6 protein-coding genes are annotated in these 14,197 nt (G+C 57.0%); 4 read left to right on the forward strand and 2 right to left on the reverse strand.

All coding sequences use genetic code 11. From position 1 onward, the window contains the following. Positions 1–379 precede the first annotated feature (379 nt). On the forward strand, positions 380–4,366 hold the full coding sequence (locus IQ265_RS09675) for a DUF3131 domain-containing protein (protein WP_228037750.1): 3,987 nt from the start codon (positions 380–382) through the stop codon (positions 4,364–4,366). Between the two features lie 641 nt (positions 4,367–5,007). Here the strand turns inward: IQ265_RS09675 and IQ265_RS09685 are convergent. Both IQ265_RS09685 and IQ265_RS09690 read right to left on the reverse strand, forming a co-directional pair. Next, positions 5,008–5,334, reverse strand: coding sequence for an STAS domain-containing protein (locus IQ265_RS09685; RefSeq protein ID WP_194052808.1), 327 nt, complete (start codon positions 5,332–5,334; stop codon positions 5,008–5,010). A gap of 64 nt (positions 5,335–5,398) precedes the next feature. Next, positions 5,399–7,801 carry a glycosyltransferase gene (locus tag IQ265_RS09690; protein ID WP_194052810.1) on the reverse strand — a complete coding sequence of 801 codons (2,403 nt, stop codon included), beginning with the start codon at positions 7,799–7,801 and terminating at the stop codon, positions 5,399–5,401. 383 nt (positions 7,802–8,184) lie between these two features. Here IQ265_RS09690 and IQ265_RS09695 point away from each other — a divergent pair, with 383 nt between their 5' ends. The 3 genes from IQ265_RS09695 to IQ265_RS09705 all read left to right on the forward strand — a co-directional run bounded on the left by IQ265_RS09695 (position 8,185) and on the right by IQ265_RS09705 (position 14,162). Continuing rightward, positions 8,185–9,219, forward strand: a complete 1,035-nt coding sequence (locus tag IQ265_RS09695) for a hypothetical protein (protein ID WP_194052812.1) — start codon at positions 8,185–8,187, stop codon at positions 9,217–9,219. Positions 9,220–9,399: 180 nt separating this feature from the next. Beyond that, complete coding sequence (locus tag IQ265_RS09700) at positions 9,400–13,230, forward strand: response regulator (RefSeq protein WP_194052814.1); 3,831 nt, start codon at positions 9,400–9,402, stop codon at positions 13,228–13,230. Between the two features lie 233 nt (positions 13,231–13,463). Further along, positions 13,464–14,162, forward strand: coding sequence for a hypothetical protein (locus IQ265_RS09705; RefSeq protein WP_194052815.1), 699 nt, complete (start codon positions 13,464–13,466; stop codon positions 14,160–14,162). Positions 14,163–14,197: the final 35 nt, after the last annotated feature.

Below are 14,197 nucleotides of genomic sequence, written 5' to 3' on the forward strand. Positions count from 1 at the left end.
ACTTAAAAAGACTTTGTCCCAGCGTTTTGGCTGAGCACGGGCCTGGGTAGACTAGGGTGCCAGTACCGCAGGAGATGCCATGAACGACAGTGAATTCGAAGCACCTCCTTTGATTTGGGCGGTTTTGCCGGTTGTAGGGGGCGTTGCTACTGCGGCAGGGCTAATCCTGGGACTAGGGTGGCTCGGCGATCGCCTCTCTGCCCCCGACAACCGCTCAACACATGTTTTTAGTGAAGCTACTTATACAGCCCAGGGGGCAACTCTCCCTGAACAGCTGCCTTTGGCATAGCTCCCTTGCTCTAGCAGGTCTGCGCTTCAACCTGCTTTGAGCAGCTCCTCTCAGTGCTTTTGACCTCAATTTTGTACTTCAGATTTACCTATGTCGCAGTTTAGACGACGGTTGTGGATGCGCTTGGCAGGCTTGTTTCTAGCAAGCCTGTTTTTGCCTATTTGGTGGTCCTTAGGCTGGACCCGTCCCGCCCAGGCCCAGGTAGAACCGGGCCAGTGTGCCGCCATTACTCAACCGCTGACCCCAGAGGAGCAGGCCTATGCCCAGTCGGCCTGGAACTACTTTAAGAACAATGTTCAGGCTGAGACCGGCCTATCCAACGCAGCTGGAGGCTACCCATCCAGTACTCTCTGGGACCTGGGTAATTACCTTACTGCCCTGAACGCCGCCCGGTGGTTGGGGTTGATTGATCAGCCTGAATTTGACGGTCGGCTAAATCAATTTCTCACCACGCTGAGCCAACTGCCCCTGTTTGAAGGCACGCTGCCCAACAAGGTCTACAACAGCGCCACGGGCGAGATGACGAACTACGGCAATGTCCCCACTCCGCGCGGTCTGGGCTGGTCGGCTCTAGATCTGGGCCGCATGCTGGCCGCCTTTGACGTAGTGCGCACCTGCCATCCTCAATACAGTGATTGGTTGTCGGGCGTTGTCTCTAGCTGGAACGTAGCGGCCTCGGTGCAGGACGGCCAGCTCTATGGCGTAACCGTGCTGCCCGATGACAGCACTCTGAAGGTGCAGGAAGGCCGACTGGGGTATGAAGAATATGCAGCGCGAGGCTATTATGCGTGGGGATTTGACGTGCCCCAGGCTCTGGCCTACGAACCCTTCAAGCTGGTAGACATCTATGGCCTGCAAATTCCGGTAGATCAGCGGGACTATCAAACCACCAATGCCAATAACTACGTGGTTAGTGAGTCCTACATTCTCGACGCCATTGAGTTTGGCTTGCAGGGCGGGCTGGAGGAGTTTGGGCGACGGGTGTTTGAGGTCCAAAAGCGCCGCTACGAAGACACGGGCCTGCTAACCGCCGTTTCAGAAGACAATATCGACGGCCCGCCCCACTTTCTTTACAACACGGTCTACGCTAACGGCGTGCCCTGGGCCGTGATTACCGAGAAAAATGAGCCCTACCCGCAGTTCCGCACGCTTAGCACCAAAGCTGCCTTTGGCTGGCGCTACCTCTACCCTGACGATCCCTATGCTCAGAAAATCTTTGACGCGGTTAAAGACCGCACCAATTCTGGGCAAGGCTACTACGCGGGTGTTTTCGAATCGGGATTGTCTGCTCCGGAGCCGCCAGTCAACGAAATTTTGACGGGTAACACCAACGGACTAATTCTGGAAATCCTCTACTACAAGGCGCGAGGGGCTCAACCTATTCTCAGGGGCGGCCAATTTGCAACTCCGGGTGCTCCTGGGGCCACTGAGCAGCCTTCAACGGTGCCTTCACAGGCTGCAATTTCGGTTGCGCCCATTGCCCCGGTTGGCTCTCCCCAGCCCTCTGCCTGTCCGAGGGTGAACCTGCCTTTGAGCGCATCCGATGCTCAGACTGCCCGCCGGGCCTGGCAGTATTTTGAGGCCCAGGCTACGTCGACGGGCCTGGTTCCAGACCGCAACGACATGGCGGGGGCTACGCTCTGGGGAGCCGGTAGTTACCTCGCTGCGCTGCACTCGGCCCAGAGCTTAGGCATGCTTGACAACGGCCAGTTTGATGGGCGCGTTCGCCATCTGCTGGGGGCGCTGCGGCAGATGCCTCTGTTCGCAGGAGAGCTGCCCCATCGGGCCTATAGCACGCTTACCCTAGAACCCATCAGCTACGGCGGCAATGACGACCCTAACGGCAACGGCTGGTCTGGGCCGGATGTGGGGCGGCTGCTCTCAGCTCTGCATCAGCTTAAGACCTGCCACCCGGAGTATGCCAATGCCGTCGATGAGACGGTGCTGGACTGGTCGTTTTTGCGGGTAATCCGCGATGGGCAGGTCGCCAAGGCAGAGCTTTCCGGGAGCCAGGGAGGCCGCGATCGCATCCAAATCATCCCCGCCACCCAGCTCGGCTACGAAGAGTATGCGGCCCGCGCCTTTCAGCTATGGGGGTTTGAGGCCAGCCGCTCGGCCCCCGGCGATCGCTACGTCACCACCGAGCTAGAGGGGCAGGCAGTTCCAGTCCAGCGCGCTGGCGCTCAGGCCGACCAGCAAAGCATCACCAGCACGCCCTTTGTCCTCTACGGGCTAGAGTTTGGCCTGGAGCCACAGGTGCGATCGCTCCTGCAGCCCATGTTTCAGGCAGAAGGCAACCGTCATCAGCGAACGGGCCGCCTCAGCGCCTCGGGCACAGCCCTGATCAACCAGGCTCCCTACGTGGTCCACAGCCCGCTAGTGGCCAAGGGTCAACCCTGGCAGGCCGTTACCGATGATGGCAGCCCGACTTCTTCAGGCCGAATTACCAGTACCGCCGTTGCCCTGGCCTACGCTGCCCTTTTTCCCGACAGCGCCTACGGCCAAACGCTGGCTCAAGCCGTGGGCGATCGCTTTGACCCCAACCAGGGCTACTACGAAGGCATTTATGAGGCCGACGGCAGCCCTGCCCTGGGCTTTACCAGCAGCACCAACAGCTTGATCTTGCAGGCAATTCTGCACCGCAATATGGGGTCGGCACCGCTGATCCAGCCCAGCGCAGTCTATACCTCCCCCTGGTGGCAAGCCGTTCGCAATGGCAGTGCTCAGGGGCAGGGTTTACCGACCTCCCCCGCCACTCAAATTAGTCTGACTACAGATAATACAGGGACCTACTGGAGCAGTCTGCCTGGCCGCTCCCCGACCGCCACAACTCCGACCTCATCACGGCCTGCCGCTAGCTCTCGCCTTGACGCCGCTACTCCCGCCCCTGTGACTCCGGCCATGTCTACTCCCCGACTCCAGGCGTTATCGGCTGACGACCAGACGGCTGCCCGCTGGGCCTGGGCTTACTTTGAGAAGAACTGGAACGCGTCTACTGGCCTGGTCAACGGCATGGACGGCATGGCCTGGAGCACGCTTTGGGATCAGGGCAGTGCCCTGCTTGGCATTCATGCCGGTCGCCAGCTGGGTTTGATCTCAGAAGAGTCGTTTCACAGCCGCATGGAGCGGCTGTTGCAGACCCTCGAAACCCTGCCCCTACCGGCTACAGGTTTACCCAATAAAGCCTACAGCACCGCCACTGCCGAGATGCGAACCCTCAACAACCGCCCCGATCGCCAGGGCAGCAGCGGTTGGTCGGCCCTGGATATGGGCCGCTATTTGCTGAGCCTGCACACTCTCAAAACCCATTACCCGGAGTATGCGGCCCGCATCGATGCCGTAGTCGCCCGCTACGACCTGCAAAAGCTGGTCAACGACGGCTGGCTCTGGGGCAGCGGGGCAGGTAACAACGGCCTGCAATACTGGCAGGAAGGTCGCCTGGGCTATGAGCAGTATGCTGCCCAGAGTCTGCGGCTGTGGGGCATTGAGGCCGACAAAGCGCTGCACAGCCCGCCCGCCCAGCCTGTGACGGTAGAGGGAGTTTCGCTGCAAGTCGATCAGCGCAATCGCAGCTCCTCTGGAGCCAGCAATTTCCTAACTAACGACCCCTACCTGCTCTGGGGCTTAGAGCTAGGCTGGCCCGACTCTGAACTCAGCCAGGTCAACAATCTGCTGCAAGCCCAGACCAACCGCTACAGCAAAACCGGCATTCTCACCGCAGTCAATGAAGATGCCCTCGATCGCCAGCCCTACTTTCTGTATTACAGCGTCTATGCTGACGGTCGTCCCTGGGCCGCTGTGAATGTACGAGGCCAAAATTACGATCGCCTGCGTTTTCTCAGCACCAAGGCAGCGTTCGCCTGGGCGGCCTTGTTTCCAGAAGCAGCCTATACTCAACAGCTGCGCCAGGCTGTGCAAACCTTGGCGGATACTCGTCTCGGTTACTTCTCAGGCCGCTACGAAAATGCTGACCTCGGCCCCAACCGTGCCCTCAACGTCAACACCAACGCCATCGTGCTAGAAAGCCTGCTCTACCAAGCCCAGGGGCAGCAGCCCATCGCACTGCCCCAAAGTTGATAGCAGACTTAAAGCCCGGTCCCTGGAACCGTTCTACGTGGCAGAACGGTTCCAGGGACCGGGCTCATACCAAATTCTGTCCGTATACCCCCCGGTTTGTAGGGGCATTGCACTGCAATGCTCCCTACGAGGTATCGGTTTCGAATCGGGGTTTTGTGACTCGGATTTGCCCTGAAAATAGCCATCCCTAGCCCCTTTGGGGCGGCTTCACCAACGACTCCGCTCAGGGAACGGCTGTGGCTTTTTTATCGATGAGGGTGCCGCACTAGCGGCATGGCTGTTGCTCTAAAAATAGCCATCCCTAGCCCCTTTGGGGTGGCTGAGTGCCCAGCACCCGCTTCGCGAACACCAACGACTCCGCTTAGGGAACGGCTACGGCTATTTTCATTGTTGGGGGTGCCGCATTAAAGGCATGGGTGATTGGTATCAGATCTAATTTGGACCGCACAACCCCGATTCCGCAAAGGCCGAACTGTAGGGGCGAATGGCATTCGCCCTGAGGTATCGGGGGTTAACCAAACAGGAATTGCTCTATAAATAGCCATCCCTTCGACTTCGCTCAGGGACCGGCTATGGCTGTTTTTATCGTTGGGGGTGCCGCGCTAGCGGCATGGACGATTGGTATCAAACGTTAGCTTTAATTAATTTGCGGTGGCCACTTTCGACTGAAAATCGGCAACATCTGCGTAGAGATTAAATACTCGATCCATTTTAGTTAGCTCAAAAATCATTCGAACCTGATCGGTTAGCCCACAGATATACAGCTGCTTGTCATTTTCGCGCACAGCTTTGAAGGTAGACACTAGCGCCCCAATGCCAGAGCTATTCATATAGGTGATGCCGGCCAGATTGAGCAGTACGCCGTCTGCCCCCTGGCGCATGACATCCAACACCTGATTTTTCAGGTCGTGGGCCGCGGCACCGTCCAGCATGCCAACAGGTTCTAGGGTTTTAACTGCGATTGTCATAGGACTCCTCGAAAGGTTTTGAAAAAATTAGCAACAGCGAGAATAACAGAGAGACAAGACCTGCCTAAATGGGCGTTTTGGGCTGCCACCAGGCCGCGCGAATAATCACCCACAGCAATGCCAGGTGATAGAGTGCCCAAAGGCTATTGATTAGATATACCCAGGGATCGGACCAGTGCCCCAGCCCGAGCTGCACCAGGCCCCAGAGCATGCCGGCTAGGGTTAGCCCAAAGAAGACCAGCTGCACGCGCACCAGCCCTAGGTAAACCCCGGCCTGGCGCTGCTTGGGCGTAACCTGGAACTTGATCGGCTGCCCGGTGAACACGCTCCACACCGCCTGAATGTAGAGGGGAAAAAGTGCGATCGCATACTGCTCATTGCGCCACAGCTCTCGCAGCGGAATACCCCAGCTGGCGGCTACAAACGTCAGGCGGTTGACCACGTAGGCGGGCACAAAATGCAGCGCAAACTGGGGGCCAAAGCTATCTACCGGAATTAGCCCCGTAAAAAAGAAGATGATTGGACTGGCTAGAAAGACGGCAATAAAAAAGCCCACAAAATAGCTGTACATGGTTTGGAAGTACTGTAGCCGCTGCCAAAAAGACAGGCCCGGCTTCAGCAGCGGGTTGTCGCGCAGCATCACCTGAATGGTGCCCTGAGCCCAGCGCAGCTTTTGCTTAAGGGTAGAACTGAGGTCGTCGGGAGCTAGGCCCTCAGCCAAAACTTCGCTGTGGTAGACCGAGCGCCAGCCTACCGAATGCAGCCGCATGGCCGTATTCATATCCTCGGTAATGCTAATGCTGGAGAGCCCGCCGATTAGATCGAACTCTGCCAGCCGCTGGTCATCCTTAGCGAAATCGGTCGCAAAGTGCTGCAGCCCCATATTGACCAGGGCCTCCCGCCGCAGGATGGCGTTGGTGCCGGTGTAGAAGGCTGAATTCATGCCGTCCTTGCCCTGCTGAATGGGGCCGTAGAACAGGTGGGCATCGTGGCCAAAGGGGTCGCCGGGGGGCAAATTATAGAAAGCCTGGGGCGTTTGCACAAAGGCAACCCGGTTGCCATCGTACTGACCCCGGTCCAGGTTGAATTCAAAAAAGTAGGGCAGCACCCGCTGGAGAAACTGGGGTTTGGGGATGTGGTCTGCGTCTAAGGTCAACACAAAATCGCCGTGGGTCTCCCCCGAAAACAGCGCGTGGTTGATGTTGCCCGCCTTGGCATGGTGGGGACGACCCTGGGGTTTGACCCGAGCGATGTAGCGGCAGCGGGCCATGTCGGCCAGCTGGTGATGCTTGCGATCGATGTCGGCCTGCAGCGACTGCACCTGCGCCTTGAGCATGGCGGTAACGCTGGGCTGCTCTGGCTGGTTCAGCAGCAGCAGCTGATGCAGGCTATGGAGCTGGCCCAGCAGCTGATAGGGATCACTCTCGTGAGCAGGGGTTTCCTGTCGCTGCGGCGCATACCGCTTGATTAAGACCAGACAGTTGCGGTCATCGGCCCCCCGGAAGTAGGCCAAATCATCCACTGTCTGCCGCAAAATGTTCAGGCCCCGACCGCGCTCAGCCCAGTCGTCAACGGCCGTATGCGTCAGCAGATGGCCCTCCAGGTCAAAGGGGCTGCCCCGGTCCCACAGGCGCAGGAGCACCACGTGATTGAGAATGGCTACCTCCAGATCAATGGGCGTTTCGGCGGGTAAATGCCGGTGGGCGTGGCACAGCACATTGTCAAACCCTTCCCCTAAAGCTGTCTGACAACCCAACCAAACTGAGTCGGGCACACCGACCGGGCGCACCTGATCAAACCAGGCCATCACCTCTGGTAGAACCTCAGGCCGGGACGGCACCTGCAGCCGATGGTGGCTGAGCGCGGCCTCGACCTCGGCGATATCTTGCTGCAGCGCCTGAACCTGGTGCAGGCGGGCAACGAGGGCGTTGCGCTGAGCGTCTAGCGCGGCGGTGGCGGCCTGCAGGGGCGGTGACTGTAAGTCGGTCAGACACAGCCGCTCTGAAAGCTGCCGCAGCTCTGGGGAGTTGCCATCGTCGAGAATGTAAACCCGCAGCTGGGTGACGGGGTAGTCGAGTGCCAGGGCGGCCAGAGCGGTCTGCTCTACGATATCGGCTGGCTCGTTGTAGCAGGTAATGAAGACATCGACGGTGGGATACTGATCGCGGGGCAGCGGCGGCATGAGCTGACCCAGCGATCGCACCTGGCGCTCAATCGGTCGCCAGAGCCCAACCAAAAACAGCACGCCGCCAAAGTACATGTAGATCTCGGCGGCCAGCAGCGGTATAGCCAGCCACAGCACGGCACCATTAATCGACTGAGTCACCCGCCAGTAGAGGTACCAGCCCCCCAAAATTAGGTTGACGACCACTAGATAGCGAAAAAGCAGCGTGCGATCGCGCAGCCGCATCCGCCGATTGCGCTTTAGAGGAACTTGATCTGCTAAAACTGCTGCGGCACCGCTCATGGGCAAGGACCTACTGAAAGGAAAAATGACAAGGGTAAGCGAATTACCGATGGGATAGACCAGCCTTGCTTTCGCAGCAAGGGTCTAAAATGCCCTTCCAAGAGTACCCAGGTTGAATATTCTGTATAGGGGGTTTTTTGAATTAAATTAATGGGTTCTCTAAGGAGCAGCCCACCCGTCGAGTTGCTAATCCTATGGCCCCTATTTCTCGATACGCTCGCTGCGTTGGTGTATCTAGTTTGCTGTGGATGGTCTGGCTCTGCCCAGGCTGGGCGCAGTCTGTTCAAAGCCTTCCAGCAGGCGAGTTTGGGAGCGAATCAGACCTTCAGCCGGAGGTACTGGCAGACTTGCCTGACGATTCTGCCATAGCAGCGCCTGCTTCCTTGTCTAGGCCCCCGACCCTGCTATCTACAACGGCAGGCTCCTTACAGACAGACTCATCTCAGGCCGCAGATCTGCTCGGCTCGTCCCCCGAAAACCTCAACCCCGGTCTGTACGTGCCGCCCGCGCCGCCTACGCCGCCCGGTGAAGGGGCCACACCACCGGAGCCAGGAGCGCCGCTTTGGCAGATCGAGACGCTGACCGTCGATTTTAGGGATGACTTCAATAACTTCGACCAGGGTAATCGCTTTTTTGAACCCACAGTGACCGGACGGCTGGCCAACGGCGATCGCCTCAGTTTTTCCACCGGGCTGAACTCCTTCACTCAGCCTGCCGTAGATCGGGTGTTGAATGTTCCCCTGAGAGCGGCATGGACTCGCCAGATGGGCGACTTTACAACCACTCTGGGCGCGGGTGTCGATGTTTTTGACCGCCTGCCCTTGGCCCTCAATTTGACGGCCAGCACCACGGTTCCCATTGGCAATAGCGCCACCCTATCGCTCAACCTCAACCAGGGGCCTTACAAATTCAACGCGACTAGCCTGCAAAACCAGATTACGGCCTGGCGCTACGGGCCTAACCTGTATTGGCAGATTACGCCCAATACCAGCCTCTTTTCCCAGCTCCGGCTCGGCAACTTTAACGACGGCAACTGGGAGCAGCAGTCTTTTACCCGGTTAGAGCAGCGCCTGGGAGAGTTTACAGTGGCGGCCAACCTGTTCAACTGGAGCTTTAGCCGCGATGTGGAGGCAACCAACGGCTACTTTTCTCCGCCGGATTTTTTAGTTACCAATGCCGAACTGGCCTGGCGGGGACAGGTCTTTTCTGACCTAGCCTGCCGAGTCGCAGGGACTCTGGGGCCGCAGCGGTTGCTGGGCGAATGGTCACTCACCTACGGCTATGAGGCGCTCTGTACGGTGCAACTTAACCAGGTAGAGGTAGACCTGGGCTATGCCTTTAGCACGGTAGCTGCCGGAACCGGGGGCAGCACCTACAGCAACCGCAGTTTTCGCAGCCAGGTCAGGGCGAGGTTTTAGACCGTTCTTCAAAGGGCGATGGGCACAAGGCGATGGGCGCTTGACGGGGCAATCCCTGTGACAAGGCGAGGTTGGGCCTATTGCGATCGCGGGAAGTCTTATAGAGATGACGTGGCTAGGGAATGTTTCTAGCGGCGACGATAGAACTGTGCTGCCCCTAACGCGTAAGAGGTTTCGACCATGCAGGCTCCCCTTCCACCGGATGAAAATCAACGGCTTGCAGCGCTAATGGGGTACAACATCCTTGAAACCGAGGCAGAGGCTGCCTTTGACGATTTAACCAAGCTGGCCGCCTACGTTTGTGGAACGCCCATTGCGCTGATTAGTTTGGTGGATCGCGATCGCCAGTGGTTTAAGTCCAGAGTTGGTCTGGGTGCTACTGAGACCAGTCGAGATGTGGCCTTTTGTGCCCATGCCATCCTTGAGCCGGATGTCTTTAAGGTGCCAGATGCGCTTCGGGATCAGCGCTTTGCCGATAACCCTCTGGTGCTGGGAGACCCTCATATTCGTAGCTATCACGGGGTGCCGCTGGTAACTGACGAGGGCCACGCCCTGGGCACCCTCTGCGTGCTCGATCACATTCCTAAGAATTTGACGGAGCCACAGCTAGAAGCTTTGTCTGCCATCGCCCAGCAGGTTATGAGCCAGCTAAAGCTGCGGCGCAGTCTCAACCAGCTGGCTCAGACCATGGCCGAACGGCAGCAGACTGAAGCCGAGTACCGCGACCTGTTTGAGCATGCGGTCGAAGGATTGTACCGCTCGACTACGGCGGGGCGCTACCTCAAGGCCAACCCGATGATGGCCCAAATTTTGGGCTACGCCTCAGCGCAGGAGCTGATGGCTACGGTCATTGATATAGAGCACCAGCTCTACGTCAGGCCTGCCCAGCGCCAGCGGTTTGTGCGTCAAATGCAGGCAAAGGGCTGGGTTGCCAATTTCGAGTCGCAGGTCTACTGCAAGAACGGCGATATCATTTGGATACTAGAAAACGCCCGCATGCTGTATGACTCCCAAGGGCAGCTTGTCGGCTATGAGGGCAGCGTTACCGACATCAGCGATCGCAAACGAACCGAACAGCGCCTGCAAACCCAGTATGCGATCGCTCGTATTCTGGCTAAAGCAGGGCATTTAGAATCTGGGATTGCCAGAATGCTGCAGGCCATTTGCGGCGGCCTCGGTTGGGCCACTGGTGAGCTCTGGCGAGTAAATACTCAGAACAACCAGTTAGAGAGTATCTCCACCTGGTGCCAGCACCAGGCACCGCTAGAAGACTTTATCCACCTTACCCAGCAGTTTCCCCTGTCAACTGGAGTTGGCATTCCCCAACGTGTTTGGCAGCAAAAAGCGCCTAACTGGATCAGTGACGTACCTCAGGCAGACTACTGCCCCAGAGCAGGCTGCGCCGCCGAAGCAGGGCTGCACAGCGCCTTTGGCTTTCCTATCATCTACGGGGGTAGCGTGCTGGGCGTCATGGTGTTCTTCAGCACCCAAGTTCAGCCCCTAGACCCCGATTTGATGACCATGCTGATGGCGGCGGGCAGCCAGATCGGTCAGTTCATGCAGCGCAAACAGGCAGAGCAGGCCCTACAGGATAGCGAACGGCGCTTCCGCACGCTGTCGCGCTTTGCCCCCGTCGGGATTTTTCTTACCAACGCTGAGGGACGCTGTACCTACGTCAACGATCGCTGGTGCCAGGTAGCTCAGCTCTCTCCCCAGGCAGCTCTAGGAAATGGGTGGGCCGCCGCTGTTCACCCCGAAGATCGACAGCGAGTTCTAGACGAATGGGAAAAGGCTTTCCAGGCCCAACAGGAGTTTGCCCTGGAGTTTAGATATTTGAGAACGGATGGCTCGGTGGCCTGGGTCTTTAGTCAGGCCATGCCCCTATTTAGTAGCGACGGTCAGATCAACGGCTTCATTGGCACAGTCAGTGACTTTACGGCCCACAAACAGGCTGAGGTAGAGCTGCAAAGCCAAAACCTAGCGCTAGAGCAAGCAAGACAGGTAGCCGACCGGGCAAACCAGGCCAAAAGCAATTTTCTGGCCACCATGAGCCATGAAATACGCACCCCCATGAATGCCGTCATTGGCATGACCGGGCTGCTGCTGGATATGGGCCTAACGGCAACTCAGCGCGAGTACATTGAAATCATTCGCTCTAGCGGAGAGTTACTGCTAACTCTCATCAATGACATTTTAGACTTTTCAAAAATTGAGTCAGGCAAGCTGGAGCTAGAGCAACAGCCCTTTAATCTGATCACCTGTTTGGAAGAAGCCCTGGATTTGCTGGCTCCAGAGGCGGTCCAAAAAGGTCTAGAGTTGGCCCATTTGACCGACTCTAACGTGCCTCAACTGGTCGTGGGAGATGTTACTCGACTGCGGCAGATCCTGGTCAATTTGCTCAACAATGCCATCAAATTCACTCAAGCAGGAGACGTGGTCGTAGCTGTCAAAGCTCGACAGCTAGATGCTTTGTTCCTCAATACAGCTCACCGTAAATCGGCTAATCCGACGTTTGAAATTCAATTTGCAGTAAGCGATACGGGCATTGGCATTCCAGAAGACAAGCAGGAGCGGCTCTTTAAAGCGTTTAGCCAGGTCGATTCGTCTACAACTCGCCAGTATGGCGGCACAGGGCTAGGCCTAGCGATTAGCCGCAGGTTGAGCGAGCTGATGGGCGGCAAAATGTGGGTCGAAAGCCAGCCAGGAGTAGGCTCGACTTTCTACTTCACCCTCACCGTTGAAGCGAGCCCCCGCCCCGCCCCCTCAAACAGTCCAGGTTCTCTAGCCGGTAGGAAAGTGCTGATTGTCGATGACAGTGCCATCAATCGACAAATTTTGAGCCAGTATGCCCACCGGTGGCAAATGCGTTCTGTGAGCGCAGCATCGGGGGCAGAGGCTTTGGCAATGCTGCAGCAAAACCAATCCTTCGATCTGGCCATTCTGGACATGCAGATGCCGACCATGGACGGTCTAATGCTAGCCGCTCATATTCAATCCCTGCCGGGCTGTGCACAATTGCCGCTGGTCATGTTGACCTCAATGGGTAAACCCGAGCACCTGGCTCAACCCGATCAAAGCCGCTTTGCTGCCTTTCTCAACAAGCCCATCAAGCCTGCGCAGCTCCACGCTACGTTAACCCACCTGTTCCAGTCGCAGCTGCCCTCAATACCGCAGTCGTGTCCTAACCCTAAGGTTTCGCTTGAATCAGCTTCAAAACAGGCGCTGCGAATTTTGCTGGCAGAAGATCATTTGGTAAACCAAAAGCTGGCTCTACTGATGCTGCAGCGTTTGGGATATCGGGCAGACGTTGTGGGCAATGGATTGGAGGTGCTAGAGGCATTGCAGCGACAGCCCTACGATGTTGTTCTCCTAGATGTACAGATGCCCGAGATGGATGGGTTAGAAGTGGCCAGTCGAATTCATCAGATCTTTCTGCCCCAGGCTCGTCCTCACCTCGTTGCTATGACGGCAAACGCCATGCAGGGCGATCGCGAAAAATGCCTCAATGCTGGCATGCACGACTACATCAGCAAACCCATTTGTCTTGAAGAACTGGCCCAAGTTCTGAGTCAGTGCCGTCCCCTGCAGCCGTCTTCAGAACGGTCTGACTCCTGTGACGAAACGGCCGCTGAGCCATCGGTTGCTCCGTCTGCCGTAACCTTTGACCCCCTCGTTTTGGAGAAGCTGTGTGAGGCAATGGGAGACGATGATGGAACAATTATTGCCGAGCTAATTAGTTTTTATCTTGCCGACACACCGCCTCTCCTGAAGTCTATGAAAACTGCTGTTCTTCAGCAGGATCTCAATGAACTTCAGCGCCTTGCCCACGGCCTCAAATCTAGCAGCGCGTCTCTGGGTATTCTGAGGCTAAGTCAGCTTTGTCGTCAGCTTGAAGAGCTTGCTCCTTCGGGAAACATTGAGGAAGCGGCAGCTGTTTTAGAAGATTTAGACGCCGAATATCACGCTGTTGAAAGGGCTACAGCCAACATTTCGCAGATTGGCAAAGGCTAACTCAGGCGATAACAACGGCAGGTCAGGGGTGGTTGCAGTTCTAGCAACCACCCCTATTTAGCAACCGTTTCTATTTACGGTAGCAATAGGTTCAGGTCGTATTTCCTGACAAAGTGGTTATCGAAGGATGTGTGGCGATGCAGGTTAAACGGTTCGTTTACAGAGCACTTGGGTTATCGGTTGCGATCGCCAGCAGTGGTCTTGCCCATGTCCCGCCCTTGCCCTCATTCCCTGTGATCGGACACCCAGCGATCGCAGCCTCTCGACCAACCATTGAGAAGGACCTGCGATCGCACACTGACATCGGTAGCCTTTCTAATACGCTGACCAATACGGTGATCGAGGATGCTCGGGAACGGTTCAACACCCCTGAACTGATGCTTGAAATGCCTTCAGATGCAATAGCCGACATCGATACCCAGGTTGAATCGATTGAGCCTGTCACCTGGAACGAATGTAGCGGTGGTTCTGGCCCTTCTCGCCCGCTGCGTGGCATCTGCCATCGCATTGATGTATTTGGGTGGCGAGTTGTTGTTGCAGGAGAGGGGCGTTCCGAGTCACTCCGGCTGGTTTACTATATCCCGCAGGGGGCCGAGGTCGGTTCCTGGGTACCCCAACCCGATGGGTTGCAAAGTCTATCAGAAGCCGTACAACAGAGAATCCTTACCCAAGTTGCAGAGGATGCTGGAATTCCCGTCTCCAGTTTGCACCTGCTCTGGGCAGAGGCTCGCTTCTTTGATCGCTGTTTGAATACCCGTGAAGAGACCCCCAATTCTGGCATAGATATTCGTCCAGGGTGGGCGGTGCAAATCTTGGTCAATCAGGCAATCTCCGGCACGTCGATGCAGCAACCCCTATGGATCTACCACACCAACATGACAGGTACTGATCTTCGTCTGGTTAGCCAAGGCCAGTGGATGCCACCTCCATGATCAGACAACCCTACCGTAGCCACAGGCATATAGTG

It is taken from the genome of Nodosilinea sp. LEGE 06152, from assembly GCF_015207525.1.
Lineage (GTDB): Bacteria > Cyanobacteriota > Cyanobacteriia > Phormidesmidales > Phormidesmidaceae > Nodosilinea.